The 15,889-nt window shown below is 59.7% G+C and carries 14 protein-coding genes; 9 read left to right on the top strand and 5 right to left on the bottom strand.

Annotation, left to right across the window (positions count from 1 at the left end; genetic code table 11):
- The first annotated feature begins 388 nt into the window (after positions 1-388).
- The 4 genes from H6650_22650 (at position 389) to H6650_22635 (ending at position 6,569) form a co-directional block, all read left to right on the top strand.
- Complete coding sequence (locus tag H6650_22650; protein ID MCB8954814.1) at positions 389-3,817, top strand: SUMF1/EgtB/PvdO family nonheme iron enzyme; 3,429 nt, start codon at positions 389-391, stop codon at positions 3,815-3,817.
- Positions 3,818-4,052: 235 nt separating this feature from the next.
- The gene (avd, locus tag H6650_22645) at positions 4,053-4,394 is read left to right on the top strand and encodes a diversity-generating retroelement protein Avd (protein MCB8954813.1); all 342 of its coding nucleotides are present in this window, start codon (positions 4,053-4,055) and stop codon (positions 4,392-4,394) included.
- A 379-nt stretch (positions 4,395-4,773) separates the two neighbouring features.
- Complete coding sequence (locus tag H6650_22640; GenBank protein ID MCB8954812.1) at positions 4,774-5,913, top strand: RNA-dependent DNA polymerase; 1,140 nt, start codon at positions 4,774-4,776, stop codon at positions 5,911-5,913.
- A gap of 17 nt (positions 5,914-5,930) precedes the next feature.
- On the top strand, positions 5,931-6,569 hold the full coding sequence (locus tag H6650_22635; GenBank protein ID MCB8954811.1) for a lactate utilization protein: 639 nt from the start codon (positions 5,931-5,933) through the stop codon (positions 6,567-6,569).
- Positions 6,570-6,601: 32 nt separating this feature from the next.
- On the opposite strand, the gene H6650_22630 is transcribed toward H6650_22635, so the two are convergent.
- On the bottom strand, positions 6,602-9,388 hold the full coding sequence (locus tag H6650_22630; protein ID MCB8954810.1) for a M28 family peptidase: 2,787 nt from the start codon (positions 9,386-9,388) through the stop codon (positions 6,602-6,604).
- Positions 9,389-9,654: 266 nt separating this feature from the next.
- Between H6650_22630 and H6650_22625 the strand changes: the two genes are divergently transcribed.
- Both H6650_22625 and H6650_22620 read left to right on the top strand, forming a co-directional pair.
- On the top strand, positions 9,655-9,804 hold the full coding sequence (locus H6650_22625; protein MCB8954809.1) for a hypothetical protein: 150 nt from the start codon (positions 9,655-9,657) through the stop codon (positions 9,802-9,804).
- 146 nt (positions 9,805-9,950) lie between these two features.
- Positions 9,951-10,916, top strand: a complete 966-nt coding sequence (locus H6650_22620) for a fasciclin domain-containing protein (GenBank protein MCB8954808.1) — start codon at positions 9,951-9,953, stop codon at positions 10,914-10,916.
- Positions 10,917-11,133: 217 nt separating this feature from the next.
- Here the strand turns inward: H6650_22620 and H6650_22615 are convergent, their stop codons facing one another.
- From H6650_22615 to H6650_22600, 4 genes are all read right to left on the bottom strand, one after another.
- The gene (locus H6650_22615; protein MCB8954807.1) at positions 11,134-11,853 is read right to left on the bottom strand and encodes a methyltransferase domain-containing protein; all 720 of its coding nucleotides are present in this window, start codon (positions 11,851-11,853) and stop codon (positions 11,134-11,136) included.
- Between the two features lie 6 nt (positions 11,854-11,859).
- Positions 11,860-12,225, bottom strand: a complete 366-nt coding sequence (locus H6650_22610; GenBank protein ID MCB8954806.1) for a hypothetical protein — start codon at positions 12,223-12,225, stop codon at positions 11,860-11,862.
- Between the two features lie 157 nt (positions 12,226-12,382).
- Complete coding sequence (locus tag H6650_22605; protein MCB8954805.1) at positions 12,383-12,652, bottom strand: HNH endonuclease; 270 nt, start codon at positions 12,650-12,652, stop codon at positions 12,383-12,385.
- A gap of 8 nt (positions 12,653-12,660) precedes the next feature.
- Positions 12,661-13,011 (bottom strand): hypothetical protein, encoded by a 351-nt coding sequence (locus H6650_22600; protein ID MCB8954804.1) that lies wholly within the window; start codon positions 13,009-13,011, stop codon positions 12,661-12,663.
- Between the two features lie 399 nt (positions 13,012-13,410).
- Between H6650_22600 and H6650_22595 the strand changes: the two genes are divergently transcribed.
- From H6650_22595 to H6650_22585, 3 genes are all read left to right on the top strand, one after another.
- Positions 13,411-14,427, top strand: coding sequence for a hypothetical protein (locus H6650_22595; protein MCB8954803.1), 1,017 nt, complete (start codon positions 13,411-13,413; stop codon positions 14,425-14,427).
- A gap of 466 nt (positions 14,428-14,893) precedes the next feature.
- On the top strand, positions 14,894-15,247 hold the full coding sequence (locus H6650_22590) for a type II toxin-antitoxin system Phd/YefM family antitoxin (protein MCB8954802.1): 354 nt from the start codon (positions 14,894-14,896) through the stop codon (positions 15,245-15,247).
- On the top strand, positions 15,231-15,620 hold the full coding sequence (locus tag H6650_22585) for a type II toxin-antitoxin system VapC family toxin (GenBank protein ID MCB8954801.1): 390 nt from the start codon (positions 15,231-15,233) through the stop codon (positions 15,618-15,620). The genes H6650_22590 and H6650_22585 overlap by 17 nt, the downstream gene beginning before the upstream one ends.
- Positions 15,621-15,889 lie beyond the last annotated feature (269 nt).

The following is a 15,889-nucleotide window of genomic DNA, read 5'->3' as shown; positions in this document are numbered from 1 at the left end:
ACGTTTTATGCTAGACGGCACAATAGCTTGTTGGGCGGGTTGGCAACCCGCCTCACGTTCATAAAGCGAAATTTTCACTCGTGGGTGGTGCGCCGCGGCGCGTGTTGTCTCCTACAAATATCCCCACTGACAACGGCCAATTACCAACCGTCAACTTGTTTTATCCTCGTTTGTCCGCCACACTGACGATGCAATTCCGTATTTTATTTCATCGTCAGTCCTAACCTGAATAAACCAGAAGAGACCAGACACGAATGGCACGAATTTCACGAATAAAGATGACCTCAATTCGTGTCCTTGGTGAAATTCGTGTCGGAAAAAATGCTTGTACACAAAACAAGAACTTGATGGATAAGGTACTACAGCACATTGAGACAGGAGCTGGCTCATGAGCAATATTGACGAAAAAATCTGGCGCGCGCTTGGCCTCGCCAAACTAAAGCAACAGTTTAAGCAGTGGTTCAACCGCGATAACGTCTCCTACGTTACCTATGGAACAGTGGCCGGCCTGGCCCTCTGGCCGCTGGTGGAAGCTGCCGCCCAGGCGCCGCCGGGGCAACTACCCGCTTCCCTCTACATCGCGCTGGGCAGCGTCGCCGGCGGCGTCGGCTCCAACTTGATCGCGGAACAACTACAACGCTGGCGTGACCGCGCCGCCCCGGTCACGGAAAACGACGTCATTGCCTGGATTCGGGAGAATGTGGCCGCGCGCGGGGAACTGCTGACCGCTCTCGACGCCATCAACGCCCGATTTGACACGTTCACCGCAGCCCAGGACAGCCTCGCCCCTGCCGATCAGGATGCCTTCTGGCAGAAACTGCGCCAGGAACTGGCCCAGTTGGGCAATACGCCCCAATATGAGGCCATTTTGCAGGGCAAGGGGGTCATCGTCCAGGGGGAGGGCGCCGCTGTCGGAGACATCTTCACCGGCACTGGCAATACAAAAGTAAATGGCCCCTACTACGAACACTACCACGAAGCCGCCCCGGGGGAGGCCGTGGACCTGCACAGCCTGCGGCGAACGTACCTGGGACGGCTCCTGGAACAAACCAGGTTCCTCCCCCTCAGCGGCATTGACCGCGCCAGCGTGGAAGAGACCACAGAGACCCAAAATGCCGGTCGCCTCCCCCTGAAAACGGTGTACACCGCCCTCCTCACCACCAGCAGCGAAGGGGGGCCGTTCGGCGGCGAGATGCCCGGGCTTCTGGGACGCGGCCAGGGCAAAGCCGCGCCCATTTCCGCTTTGCGGCAGTTGGACCGCCAGCAGCATCTCGTGCTTCTCGGCGATCCGGGCAGCGGCAAAAGCACCTTCGCCAATTTCGTCGCCGCTTGCCTGGCGGGAGCAGGGCTGGATCATGCGGAAATCAACCTGGACCTGCTCACCCACCCCCTGCCTGATGAAAAAGGGGACGACGAGGCGGAACGACAGCCCTGGAGCCACGGCCCCTTGCTGCCCCTGCTCGTCACGCTGCGCGACCTGGCCGCGGAAGGGCTGCCCGCTCCCCAGGAAGCGGCCACGGCGGACCACCTCTGGGCTTTCCTGGAAAACCACGGCGGAACGCCCGCCTTTACTCCCTACCTGAAGCAGGAATTTGAGCAGCGCGGCGGGTTGCTGCTGTTGGACGGATTGGACGAAGTGCCCGAAGCAGACAGGCGACGGCGGCAGATCCGCGACCTGGTAGCCGACCTGAAAGCGACGCTGCCCCACGCCCGCATCCTCGTCACCAGCCGCGTCTACGCTTACCAACATCAAGAATGGACGTTGAGTGGCTTCACGGCCACCTTGCTGGCCCCCTTCAGCTGGGGGCAGATACGCCGTTTCATTGATCGCTGGTACACCTATACGGCTGCCCTGCGCGGTTGGACGGAAAACAAAGCGCGACAAGACGCCGCCCACCTGCGGGAAACAATCGCCGCCCGCGCGGAATTGCGCGACCTGGCAGAACGCCCTTTGCTGTTGACGTTGATGACCAGCCTGCACGCCTGGCGCGGCGGCACGCTGCCCGGAAAGCGGGCGCAGCTTTACGACGAAACCGTGGACCTGCTGCTGGACAAGTGGGAAAACCTGCGCGCCGTGAAGGACCCGGCCACCGGCCGCCCCCTCAACAAAAGCCTGGCGGAAATGTTGAAAGTGGGGCGCGACCCGCTGCGCGATCTGCTGCAAAAGCTGGCCTACGAGGCCCACGCCGCGCAGCCTGATCCCGCCAGCGGCCAGGCCGTGGACATCCCCGAAAACGTCCTCATCAATGCCCTGTTAAGCGTGAGCAAGCGGGAGGATTTGCAACCCCGGCTGCTGGAAGCCTATCTGCGCGACCGCGCCGGGCTGCTGATAGATCGTGGCGGCGGCGTCTACACGTTTCCGCATCGCACGTTTCAGGAGTTTCTGGCCGCCTGCTATGCCGCCGACCGCCAGCGCAGCGAGGCGATGACGACCGCGGCCCGCTCTGACCCGTCCCGCTGGCGCGAAGTGCTGCTGCTGTCCGTGGCCCACGCCAGCAAGAGTTACACGGGGGCGGTGTGGGATTTTGTGCCCTGCCTCTGCCTGGAAGAGGCGGACACCCTGGCGGATGGAAGGTTGACGGAGACGGAAGCGTGGGGCGCGCACCTGGCGGGGCTGGCGCTGGCGGAAGTGGCAATTGATCCCACCGACGTAGGCGCGCGGGACAAACCCGTTCTGCGCCGCGTGCGCGAACGGCTGCTGCTGGCCATGCGCGATGGACGGCTGCCCGCCGTGGAACGCGCCCAGGCGTCCGTTTCGCTGGCGCGCCTGGGCGACCCTCGCCGCCAGGTGTTGGAGGTGGACGCCATGCCCTTTTGCTACGTACCCCCAGGGCCGTTCCAAATGGGCGAAGACCAGGAATATCAGGAAGACGATCCCAATATTCAGGCAATTCTAAATTCCGTCCGCCCGCGACACGAGGTGGACATTCCCTATGGCTATTGGCTGGGGCAGTACCCCGTCACCAACGCCCAGTTCCAGGCGTTTGTGGAGGAAGGCGGCTACGAGGACGAGCGCAACTGGGAGGAGGCCATCGCCCACGGCTTTTGGAAAGCAGGCGCGGCGCAAGGTTATACGTGGCTGGCGGAGACACGGAACTGGGAATGGCGAACCCTTGACCGCCCCCACGATTACGGCCATCCCTTCAACCTGCCCAACCATCCCGTCGTCGGCGTCAACTGGTACGAAGCCCTGGCCTTCACCCGCTGGTTGACGCGGCGGTGGCAGGCGGCGGGCATCTTGCCCGGCGCGGCGGCAGACGTAGAATGGCGCGTCTGTCTCCCGTCAGAAGCGGAGTGGGAAAAGGGGGCGCGCGGCGGCGCAGCGCTGCCCGAAACGCCGCCGGTCGCGGCGCTGGCCGGGCTGCCCACCCTGACCCCGCTCAGCCGCCTCCGGCGCGCCGCCGCGGACGAACCCGCCTGGGGACCGGAGCAGGCCAACCAGAGGAGCAGCAAAATTGAGGCCACCAGCGGCGTGGGCTGCTTCCCCGCCGGGCGTTCCCCTTATGGTTGCGAGGAGATGGTGGGCAACGTCTGGGAATGGACGCGCTCGCTGTATGGTCGTTACGACGCCGAAAAATCGCGGGGAGGGACGTGGACCTTCGACCCGCTCTACGCTTACCCTTACCGGCCAGACGACGGGCGGGAACGACCTGACCGGGACAGCTATTGGGGGCGGATACTGCGCGGCGGCTCTTGGGCTGATGACCAACCGTGGCCGCGGTGCGGCTCGCGCTCCCGTCTCAACCCGTACCTCCGTTCCGGCCTCGACGGGTTTCGGGTGTGCGCGCGTCCTCATTTTCCTGCCTCTGGCCGCTGACGCCTCTGGCCTCTGGTTCTCTGAACCGGCGGCGCAGCCGCCCTCTGTTCTCTGGGGGGTCTGGGGGGCTTTGCCCCCCAGCGGCCCCGCCGCGAATTTTCCACATTGATCACTCGCCCAACCATTTCACACCAGTTCACCAAACCAAAACACACCACAACCAATGAGTTTCACACCTCATACCTCATACTTCACACCTCATACCTCACACCTCATCCTTTCCCCAGGAAACAACATGGCCCAACCCGAAATGCCCATCTTCACCCGCACCTTTGACTTCCTCACCTGGCTGCTGCCTGTGAGCAACAACTTCCCCCGCGCGCATCGCCTCACCGTCACGCAGCGGCTGCTGAACGCCGCATTTGATTTACGCGAGCGACTGGAAGAAGCCAACGCCCGTCGCGGCGGGGAGCGGCGCGAACGGCTGGCCCGCGCCGACGAAGCCCTGGCGCGGGTGCGTCTCTACCTGCGGCTGGCGGCGCAATGGAACTGGCTCACCCCTGGTCAGTACCACCACGCCGCCGCCATGACCACGGAGATTGGCCGCTTATTGGGCGGATGGCAAAAAGTGTCTTAAAATCAGCCTGCGATCCTGTCTGTTTTTGATTAGCAAAAACAGCGTCGTCGGGGCAGGTTCAGACGTGCCGCGGTGCGGCTCGCGCAACCATAACAACCCGAACAACCGTAACGACAACAACGGGTTTCGGGTGTGCGCGCGTCCACGCTTTTCTGCGCGTCCCCACCGGAAATACGCGGCGGCGGTTCATCCGCTTCCGCGTCGAGGTTAGCGAGTCGGCAACGATTCGCGCAGGAAAATGGCGGAACCTGTTCCGGTCCGCGCCCAGATAAAAGGCCGGACACATATCAACGGCCCGCCCACAAGGGTCTCGTCCCCGTGGGCGGGCATTTTTCCGAAGACGCGACGCACTTCCAAAAGTGCGTCGCATCTGTATGTCATGTACACGGAACTAACCTCCTGGGACAATCTCTTACAGGCTTACCGCCGCGCAGCCAAAGGGAAACGGGGCCAGGCCAACGTGGCTGCCTTTGAATACCGGCTGGAAGAAAATTTGCTGGCATTGCAGCAAGAACTGCAAGACAAGGTGTATCGCCCCGGCGACTACCACAGTTTTTTCATCCACGAACCGAAACGCCGCCTGATCAGCGCTGCCCCTTTCCGCGACCGCGTCGTCCACCACGCCCTTTGCAACCTGATAGAACCCCTATTTGAACGCAGTTTCATCAGCGACAGCTACGCCAACCGCGTGGGTAAGGGCACGCACCGCGCCCTGGATCGTTGCCAGGAATTCGCCCGCCACTATCCTTACGTGTTACAAGCCGACATACGCCAATTTTTCCCCGCCATAGACCATGCCATTTTGCGGCGCGCGCTGGCGCGCAAGGTGCAAGACGCGGACGTCCTCTGGCTGATTGACCAGATTCTGTCCAGCGGCGTGGGCGTTCTGGCGGAAGCTTACGACATGGTCTATTTTCCTGGAGATGATCTGCTGGCCTTTTTCCGCCCGCGGGGGCTGCCTATTGGCAATCTGACCAGCCAGTTCTGGGCTAATTGCTATCTGAACAGCTTTGACCACTTTGTAAAGCAGGAATTAGGCTGCAAGGGGTTTGTGCGCTACGTAGACGATTTTATGCTCTTTGCCGACGACAAAGCAACGCTGTGGACCTGGAAGCGGGCCATTGAAGAACGATTGGCCGCCTTGCGATTGACCATTCACGCCGGAGCGCACCCCAAACCGGTCGTACAAGGGGTCCCCTTTCTCGGTTTCGTCGTTTACCGGGAACAGCGTCGCCTGAAACGGCGCAAGGGGATTTATTTCCGCCGCCGCTGGCGGCAGGCGATAGCCCATTACGCGGCCGGACAGATTTCCTTTGCGCAACTGACGGCCAGTACGCGCGGTTGGATCAACCATACCCGCTATGGTAATACCGTTGGCCTGCGACGCGCCGTATTGAGCCGCACCCTGATCCCCACACCGGTACGACGACCCATAAGTCATGAAACAGTTTCTGCCATAGCGTATGACAATTCATGGCCATCCGCTGAAAACGCAAAGCCGTTTTCGGATGGTCGCTAACCAGGGAGTATTCGTAAATGTCACCTGAACAGCAAGAATCTCGTGATGAAACACTAGGAGGGGCGCGACAGGCGGCGCATCCTGGGGAATCGCCGGCGCCGTGGCAAAATCAGCGCCAGTTCCAGGACCTGGCCGACGCCTTCACGCAGGCGCTGACGGCGGCCGGCGGCGAGGTGTGGCGCGCGGCGAATTGGGAGGAGGCGGTGGCGCGATTGGACGCGCTCTGGGCGGAATTGGGCGCGCATAAGGTGGTGGCAAATGTGGAGCCGCCGCTGCCAACGCTCGACCCCGCCACCCGCTGGCCGCATCTGGATTGGCGGTGGGCCACGCCCGCCACGCCAGACTGGCGCGAACAGTGCGCCCAGGCCGATGTGGGTGTGACGAGCGCCAGCGCCGCCCTGGCGGAAACGGGGACGATGGTCGTCAGCAGCGGGCCTGGATGCAGCCGCCTGACGCCGCTGCTGCCACCCGTTCACGTGGCTCTCGTGCCCACCCGTTGCCTGACGACCAACCTGTTTACCTGGGTGGCCACACGCCAGGGACCACCGCCCCCGGCCACGACCCTTATCAGCGGCCCCAGCAAAACGGCGGACATTGAACAAACGATGGCCGTGGGCGTCCACGGCCCTAAGCGGTTGATTGTGGTGCTGTGGTAAAAACCCGGTTTCTGGAAGAAACCGGGTTTTTTTCACGGCAAGTTCCCTAGCCACACGCCCGCCGTGCCTGAGCCGTCGCGGCAAACGCGCAGGCCGCGCACCTGCTGCGGCGTCACGAATTGGCCGACGGAGATGGCGTCGCAGGCCAGGCCGGGATCGTAGCGCAGCAGAATTTTCTGCGGCGTGCCGGCAAGATATGTCCATGTGCCCGTGCGGTTGCTTTCGTCTACGAACGTGGCATCCGCCAGCAGCGTGTAATGCCCATAGCCGCTGCTGCCGTTGTTCATCCAGTAGGCGTAGTTCATCTCCATGACCACGGCGGGGCCAGGAGGAACGCCACACCAGTTCAGGGTTGTGGCCAGGGTGAGGGGACGGGCAGCGGCGGGGAGGGCCTCAAAGGGGAAGCCCCAGAATGTGGTGTGGTAGTCGGCAAGTTTGGTGAGGGCGGCATTGCCCATGTTACCCTCGAACGCGACCATCGCCGTTCCGTCAGGTTCCAGGCGGTCGCTCCAGTTCGAGAAGGGATACACCAGCGCATACGGACCCAACCCCGCGTACACGCCGCTCCCCATCACCGTCGTCTGATACACGTCATTCGCAGCGGACGCCAGTCCCAGGTAACTCTGCATGAAAGGCGTCACGCCCCGATCATAGACGTAATCCTGGCTGCTGATGAACAGACAGCGCCCGTGGTCCAGGAAATCGGCCAGCGCTGCTTCGCCACTGCCGCCGGGACCGGCCGCGCCGCCAAACTCACTGCCGGTGAACCAGATCACGGCGCTGTACTGGTTCAGGGTGGCCGCGTCCGGTTCGTTGTCGCTGTTGCCGGTGTCCCATACATCGTACCCATAACCTAGCGCATCTAGCGCGGCCATGTACGTACCACGTACATCGGGGGCGTTATCGTCGTCATCCACCAACAAGATCGGCGGCAGCGGTGGCAGTTGGAACAGTTGTGACTGATTGTGGTCGGCCACAATCTCCCGCTCCACCAATTGATGCCCAAACGCGGTCACGCGCAGGGTGTAGGTGTCGGCGGGTAATGAAATGTAGTAGAAACCCGTGTCGGGATTGGTGTTCACGGGGGGCAGCGGCGTGTCCAGGACGGTCACTTCCGCGGCCAGCGGCGTGCCTGTCCCCGCCTCCAACACCTTGCCATAAACCAGGTAGTTGGGCGCGGTTTGTAAGGCGAAATCCTGCGTCGTCACCGTATCGGTGTACACCGTCACGCCGGTCACCGTCTGCGGCAAGTAGCCAAACGCCGTTGCTATCACCTCATACGTCTCCGCCGGCAACGCGCGCGTATAAGAGCCGCCATCGTCCGTTGTGGCGGAGTAGGTGTAGTTCATGGGATCCGTCATCGTCACCGTCGCGCCGGGGATGGGCGCGCCGCCATTCGCCGCCGTCACCTGCCCGTTCAACGTGCCCAACCCGCCAGGGATGAGGCAGCCCGTCATATGGGCGAAGGAACCCAGCGCCGCTTTCGTGAAATCCGTGAAATATCCCAGGTCTAGCGCCGCCAGGCGGTCTTGCGTGGTGTGATAGTACGGGTTGAAATCCCCGCCGGAATAATCCTCGATGCCCAGAATAGCCGTGTAGCCATAGTCCCAGAAGGAAGCGTGGTCGCTGGCGCCCGTGCCGTTGGGAATGATGTGCGGGACCAGGTCCAGGTTGTATACGTCCACCACGTCGGCAAACAGTTGCGCCAGCGTCAGGGTGGCGGGAATGCTACTGGTGGCGTGCAGGTCCATGTCTGGCGTGCTGTTGGGCGTGTTCCAGGCGATCATGTCCAGGTTCAAGACGCCCAGGATGTTTTCCCCCTGGTTGTAGGCGCGCTGGGCATAGGCGTGGCTGCCCAGCAGCCCTTGCTCTTCGCCGGTCCAAAAGGCAAAGCGGAGTGTGCAGCCCCACTCATATTGGGCGAGGATGTCCGTTGCCAGCAGCACGGCTACGGAGCCGCTGGCATTGTCGTCCGCGCCGGGCGCCACGGGGCCGGTGGGCATATCATCCAGGTGCGCGGTGATCAGATAAATATCGTCGGGATTGACGCTGCCCAGGCGCTCGCCAATGACGTTGGGCGGGCGGCTGGCGTTCCAGACGTGGTACTCTACATCCAGCCCCAGGGCGTCCATGTGTTCGCCGACGTATTGGGTCGCTTTTTGAATGGGTTCGCCGCTGGTGGTGTTGCGGGTGAGGATGGTGTAGGGCTGGCCGCCGATGGTGACGGGCCATTCGCCGCTGAGGCCGCCATCATAGTCGTAGACGGCCTGGGTGGTTACCTGGTCCATCATTTGTTGGATGAGGGGGTCGGGGTCAATGGATGCCGGCATTACCGCGGCAACAGGTGGCCATGGTTTAGCATCCGGCGTGAGCAAGCGAAGCTGCACGCCCGTTTCCGCCAGGCGCGCCGCCGCCGTGGGCGTCATCCGCAGCAGCACCTGCCGTCCATCGTCAAGCAGCAAACGCCCATAATCCACCCAGGTTGGCGCGGCGCGATGGGGCATCACATAGGCCAGGTAGTAGGCAGCGCCACGCATATCCGCATCCAGGATGCGTGCGTCCAGCCCGGCCTGTTGCAACGCCGCGAGGCCAGGGGCATCCGCACCCGTGAGCAGATACGCGCCATCACGTCCCTGAAGTTGCGTGTAGAGGGGTAGCCCCGTTTGCGCGAAATGGGCCAGATCATCCTCCATGGTCAGCGTCACGGCCACCAGGGACGTCCCTTGCAGATCGACGGGGGCGGCCTGCGTGTGCGCCGTGTTGAAGCATATCAATAGGAATAGGGGAACAGATAGCCAGAGTATGAGACGGCGAAACATGGCTTTCTCCTTGATTGGTGTTAATAGGTGATCAGCAGTTGATAGCTTTGAGGTAACTACTAAGCCAGATTGGACCAATTTTCCAGAGAGCGATAGTCGTTACGCTTTGAGAGGGTACATTGTGTGGATGGGCGATCTCCCCCCGGAGCCTGAAGTCAATGTCGCTCCCCATCCTTGCGGCCATCGGCCGGGACAATGGGCCGATTGGGTCAGGCGCAGGCTGCCTGGCCAGACGATCACGGCACGCGCGCTTCGTGGTTGCGCTCATGCTTCAAGATAGACGGCGTGTCAGGCAGCAGCAAGTGACGAACGTCACCAACTTTGGCGATGAATTTCCGTGGGCGGCGGGTTGCGGCAAGAGAGATGGAGACAGAAGCGGATATGTGCGCCGTTATTTAGGGAATGCCGGCACATGAACAAAACATTAACGAAAGCTGGATTTAGTTGTGCAATATCTGTGCATTCTGTAAACTTGTCTTTGTAACAAGCAATTCGCCCATGTCACATTGCGCAGCTTCCTAAAAAAGTGCGCTCACAAACTATAGCTAAGGAGAAATGTAAAATGCGTCGTTCTATTTCCACTCTTGTACTGCTGTTTCTGGCCCTGATCATCGCGGTTCCCGCGGCCCTGGCCCGTGATCAGCGAAATATCGTAGAGATCGCCGTCGAAGACGGACGCTTCACCACCCTCGTCGCGGCTGTCACTGCGGCGGACCTGGCCGACACCCTCTCGGGTGGCAGTTGGACCGTTTTTGCCCCCACCGATGATGCTTTTGCCAAGTTGGGCTTAAATGCGGACAACATCGCCTCCGCTTTCAGCGAGGCGGAACTAACCAATATCCTGCTGTATCATGTCCTGTCGGGCGAAGTCAGCTCCAGCAAAGCCCAGGCTGCCGTGGGCGACATCATCATGGCGAATGGGGAAAAAGCGGGCCTGAAGGTCTTCAATGGGAACATTTACATCAATGATGACGCCAAAGTAATCATCCCGGACGTCACGGCTGCTAACGGCGTGATCCACGCCGTGGACACCGTTATTCTCGGCCCCTGGCCGCGCAGCGCGGACACGGCTGCCGCTGCCACCACGAGTTCTACAACCACGGCAACAGGCAGCACGATTGTGGACATCGCCGTGAACGATGGGCGCTTCACCACCCTGGTGGCCGCGGTCAAAGCCGCCGGCCTGGTTGATACCCTCTCCAGCGGGCAGTGGACCGTCTTCGCCCCCACGGACGATGCCTTCGCCAAGCTGGGCCTGAATGCGGACAACATTGCGACTACTTTCAGCGAAGCGGAGTTGACGGACATTCTGCTGTACCACGTCATTGCGGGAGAAGTGAACGCGGACAAAGCCCTGACCCTGTTGGGCGACGTGACGATGGCGAATGGGCAGAAGGCGGGTCTGAAGTTCTACGATGGCAGCATCTACGTCAACGATGACGCCAAAGTAATTATCGCCAACGTGGACGCCTCCAATGGTGTGATTCACGCGGTGGACACGGTTATCCTCGGCCCCTGGCCCCGATAAGGAGTAGCGCTGAAATAAGATACGAATTGCATCGCCAGTTCGTTTGCACTTTGTTTTTGGATGCGCCCTGAGCGCCCGTATCACTGCCAGGAAAAGGCATGGAGGCAATCTCCATGCCTTTTCCGTTTAGGACTGGCGCTGAAATCATACGCGATGTGCGGCGCCAGTTTGAAGGATTAGATCGGGTCGTTCGCCAAGAACGAGCCAATCTTGGTGTTCAGGGGCGCACGGCGGTGATGAGAAAGAAGGGTAAATGCACGACTTGTTCCCAAACGCCGCGCAGGTGGACACTGGCGGTATCGGCTTTATCCACGACTTGCCGCTCCAGGGACGTCAGGGGAAGACCGCGCAGCAGATCAAAACGGGCCGCGGCGGGCGGTGACAGGGTGGGAAAGAGGTCAACCTGGACTATAAACCCTTGCGCGGCTAATAATGCCGGCATTTTCCGCCCCACCAACGCATCCCCCCCCGCACGCGCCAGCGCCGCCCGCCACACCTCCCCCACCGCCACGGCAGGCGGATGCTCAATCAGCCCCCCGTAATCCGGTTCCAGCGCCACCAACGCGCCGCCCGGAGCCAGCACGCGCCAGACCTCCGGCAAAGCCTCCGCCAGAGGCAGCCACAGCCAAACCAACTGCGAAAAAACAAGGTCAAACGCGCCCGCCGCAAAAGGCAGCCGCCCCCCATCCCCGGCCACCCGCGCCGCGCCCGCTATCGGGGCGGCGGCGCGCAGGGCCATCTCCCGGCGGTCCAGGGCGACAACCAGGCCATCACTGCGCCGCGCCAGTTCCGCCGTGACCACGCCATAGCCCGCGCCCAGGTCCAATACGCGCCGCCGGTGAGCCACGCCCAGCCGTCGCAACAGCCGCGCCCGCGCCGGCGCCAACCAATCAGACTGCCGCGCCAGTAAATCCAACGGGGGTAGGTCGGCAAACACGGGGGCCTAGCTTTCCACCTCTTCCAACAGGTCCATAATTTGCTCTTCCAACCGCGTCAGGTCCCATTGGCCCTGGCTTCTGATGATCGACCGCAGCGTCGGGTCCAGATTTTTGACGCTGTCCAAGATGTCCGCCAACAGGTGGTGCTGCTCCCGCGCGCGGGTGATCTCGCGCGGCGTTTCCACCATGTCGCGCAGGATGGCGGACTCGGAACGGGAAGCGACAACTGGCGCACCGTGCCCTTCTACATACACGTAGGTGCGCTGCCCCGGCCCGCGTCCCTCTTCGATGGGCACTAATCCGACAATGTGATCGGCGCGGAAGTATTTGCCGTAGCCTAACGCCACCATCGCATCTTTTGTCACTCGCATTGCCATACCTCCTCCTTTAGGACTGAGCGCACCCTATCCTGAAAGCCCATCCCATTCAGTGCGGAACACCTTCTGGCTGCGTGAATTGTTGAGAATCAGCGTGACGCCCGCGCGCCCAGCCTCGCCAATAACGCCATCCGTCGCCATGAGGAGGCATCTATCTCCACCTGCGTGGGCGGCTCAGGGGAGGGGAGAAGGGCGTCAGTTGCCCGGTCTCTGGGTCAATCGAGCCTAAATCTGTGCCCTTAAAACGATTGCAGTCAGGATAGGCGAGAGCCGTGTTGCCGGCAACTGTTTGGCCTCGATGTTTGCGCGCAATGATGTGTTCCACTTCAAAGGATAACCAGGCTGCCGCCTGGGGGAAAAGACAATATTCGCACCGTTCGGCAGCCCGCTCTCTGACAAGACGGCGAAGGTCCAACGGAATCCAATCCGTCACGCAGCCTCTCCCAGTTGTTTATAAGCGTTTGCCTTAGCCATGCGCACCAACAGCAAGATGCGTTCCAATTCTGCTTCGCCGCGACGTGATAGGGTACCCTCCTTACTGGCAGCCAGTAGCTCGCCGGCGCGCGCTTGCAGCGCCGGGGAGGGATGCAAGGCAAGTAACGCCTCTGGCTTGGGCGTTGAAACCAGCAGCTCCAGAATCATGGTTTCATCTACAGTCGTGCCACTTTCCTGTTCCCGCAAAAGGTCACGTGCGGCCCGTTCTAATAATTCTGGCAACCGATTTTGCAGTATTTTCAACAGTTCAGCCAATTCGCTGGGAACATCAATTGTCATTTGCATCTTAATCTCTACTTTCCGCTAACTGGTACGTGACAAAAAAGAGAAATGGTGGCATGTTTATGGGAAAGACCTTTCATCACAAAGGAGACCCAAAACATGCCACCAGTCGTCGAACCAACTATGTTGGCCCTCACATCAATTGTATCTGGCTTATATGTGGGCACAAATTTAGCCATGCTTCATTTTCTCTGGATGTTGATTAACGGTTCGCTCTTGCCCCATAGAGGAGCAGTTTTCCCCGCTCTGCAATCAACGGGCATTGGTGAACAGGCCGTTCGTCGAGCCTGGAAAGCCTTTCATAGCGGCATGTGGCAAATTAGCGAACTCATGGTTGCCTGGAACCAATATATGGAGGAGCAGCAACGATGGCAACCACGTTGTTATGAAGGGTATGGGGTGGTGGCCGTTGATACGACTCCTTTCTGGCGACCCAAACTGCAAGGGTTACAATCCAAGTATTACCACAGCATCGCCGAGAAAGCCTTGCCCGCCGTCATTCTCGGACTGGTCACGCGGATTGGCGAGGTGGCGGGTAAGCGGATTGCCCTACCTTGCGCTATTCTACGGGTTGACCCCAAAGACCCCAGCGAAGCCGCGCTCAAAAAAGAGCTACTCAACCAGGTGAGCCGTACCCTGAATACGTCAGAGATCATGCTGGTCGATGCGGGCTTCAAAATCAAAGGCTGTCATGAAGCTAAAGTGGCCCGCTTTCTCCTACGATTGTCCAAGAACTTCACCGCCCGGCGCAACTATCTGCGAGACACAACAGGCAAAAAAGGCAAGCCACCCACAAAAGGAGACCTCGTTCGGCCTTTGACCCGTAAGCACAAGGGGAAGGAAATTGCTGCTTCTAAACCGGACGCCACGTTTAGCTGGGCAATAGAGAGTGGCGCGACGATTACGGTTCAGGCATGGTATGACCTGGTACGCCCTGATATCGCACCTGACCCTAACGCTGACCTCTTTGATGTTTATGCCATCAACGACCCTCGCTACGATACGCCCTTGCTTGTGGCTACCAACGTCAAAATGAAAGCTCAAACGGCTCACACCCTTTATACAGACCGTTGGCCAGTGGAACAGTTACCTCTGGCTGGTAAACAAATGGTCGGGGCACATCGCCAGTTTGTTTTTGCGGCAGAGACCCGCCATCGCTTGCCCGAACTGGTCATTTTGGCTGGTTCCATCCTCACGGGGTTGGCGGCTCTTCACCCGACTATGCCTACTGGCTTTTGGGACCGCAAGCCTGAACCCACCCCAGGTCGCTTTCGTCGCACCTTGGCGGGTCTTCCTTTTCCGCAAAGTTATCCCTTGCCCACGGAACTTCGCCAAAAAGCCTCGGTGACCGATCACTTACCCAAGGGGATTATGGCTCACCGGCGGTCAAAGCAGGCTGTTGCGACTATCTCAACCTGAAAACAAGCTGTTTTCGTCACGTTTTTAAGGTTCTTTGTTGTGGATGTTCGCATCCAAACGACACGGGCTTGATTCGATCAATTGTTTATGTCAATAAATTTAGCGGAAAGTAGAGGGCTAAAGCTCAACACAAATAAGACGATCTTTGCAAACCCAACCAAGGATGGCATCTATACTGGCTCAGGTCATAATCTGACATGCGTCTCTCTGGCAAGAATGTCAGTTTATTCCCTTTCGGAGTATACCTCCGTTGGCATAAGCGGCTCAGGAAAACAAGCCAGGGGGACGGGAGGTGGGGACATTTGTGGCGGGTCATAGCAAACATTGTAGAGCATTTGCCCGCCTGATTCAATGGTTGCTGAGGATGTGGCAACCAACCTATTGACAAAAAGGATATCCATCTTACAATTTCTTGTGACAGGTCATAATGACCATAAGGTTTGTAAGGACAGACAGGAGTTCAGGGATGCAAACGATCAATGTTGTCGAAGCAAAAAGTCGTTTTTCGGAGCTGCTCTCGCGTGCAGCATCCGGGGAGCGGTTTCTTATCCAACGACGGGAGCGCGCGGTTGCGGTCTTATTAGGTCATGAAGAATTGTCGCGGCTGGAGCAGGCGGCGCAAATGGCGCGTCATCTTGCTCTGACGTTGGGGCAAGATGAGGCGCTATTGATGGAAATTGAGGACCGGAAACTCCACGCCGCCATGGCTGCTTTTGGATTATGGCGTGATGAAGTTGAACTTGCGCGTCTGGCAGAAGATATTGCACATGAGCGGCAAGAGATGAACGGACGTGAGGTGTACTTTGAAAATTCTGGATAGCGACCACTGCATTGCCATTTTGCGTGGTCAATTGGATCTACGAGACTGGGTGTTGCCCAGCGATGAACTGGCCGTCACAAGCATTAACGTAGCGGAACTGATTCATGGAGCGCATAAGTCCTCACAAACAGCCAAACATCTGGCCCAGGTTGACGTTCTCCTGGCAGCTTTCCGTGTACTCCCGTTCGATGAACAAGCTGCCCGACGCTGCGGCTGGTTGAAAGCAACGTTGGAAAAAGCGGGCGCGCCGTTGCATCTGGCCGATCTACAGATTGCTGCCATTGCGCTGCGCCATAACTTGCCACTGGTCACGCATAATGAGAAACATTTCCGCCGTATACCCAACCTACAGCTTGAGGACTGGTTAGCTTGAAAGCGCGCGCTTTAGACACCAGATTACAAAAATCTGCCAGATTTTTGTAATCTTTGTGTGCAACTGTCTGCCACAGGAAGTCGTGACATTTGGCGCTTGCTATTTTGGGGGAATTCCATAAGAATAAGAGTGGCGAGTGGCAGGTGGCGAGTGGCGAGTTAACTCGCAGCCCCGCAAACTCGCGGACTCGCAAACCCGCACACTCGCACACTCGCAAACCCGCAAACCCGCACACTCGCAAACTCACAAACCCGCAAACCCACAAACCC

The sequence above is a fragment of the Ardenticatenales bacterium genome, from assembly GCA_020634515.1.
Classification (GTDB): Bacteria; Chloroflexota; Anaerolineae; order Promineifilales; family Promineifilaceae; genus JAGVTM01.
Note: the sequence above shows the minus strand (reverse complement) of the source record. Positions and strands in the feature narration are given on the sequence as shown.

Excerpts from the sequence above, each read along its gene's own strand:
- H6650_22640 (MCB8954812.1), top strand. The coding sequence starts at position 4,774 with ATGTACACGGAACTAACCTCCTGGGACAATCTCTTACAGGCTTACCGC.
- H6650_22610 (MCB8954806.1), bottom strand. The coding sequence starts at position 12,225 with ATGCGAGTGACAAAAGATGCGATGGTGGCGTTAGGCTACGGCAAATAC.
- avd (MCB8954813.1), top strand. The coding sequence starts at position 4,053 with ATGGCCCAACCCGAAATGCCCATCTTCACCCGCACCTTTGACTTCCTC.
- H6650_22590 (MCB8954802.1), top strand. The coding sequence starts at position 14,894 with ATGCAAACGATCAATGTTGTCGAAGCAAAAAGTCGTTTTTCGGAGCTG.
- H6650_22630 (MCB8954810.1), bottom strand. The coding sequence starts at position 9,388 with ATGTTTCGCCGTCTCATACTCTGGCTATCTGTTCCCCTATTCCTATTG.
- H6650_22650 (MCB8954814.1), top strand. The coding sequence starts at position 389 with ATGAGCAATATTGACGAAAAAATCTGGCGCGCGCTTGGCCTCGCCAAA.
- H6650_22600 (MCB8954804.1), bottom strand. The coding sequence starts at position 13,011 with ATGCAAATGACAATTGATGTTCCCAGCGAATTGGCTGAACTGTTGAAA.
- H6650_22635 (MCB8954811.1), top strand. The coding sequence starts at position 5,931 with ATGTCACCTGAACAGCAAGAATCTCGTGATGAAACACTAGGAGGGGCG.
- H6650_22625 (MCB8954809.1), top strand. The coding sequence starts at position 9,655 with ATGCTTCAAGATAGACGGCGTGTCAGGCAGCAGCAAGTGACGAACGTC.
- H6650_22620 (MCB8954808.1), top strand. The coding sequence starts at position 9,951 with ATGCGTCGTTCTATTTCCACTCTTGTACTGCTGTTTCTGGCCCTGATC.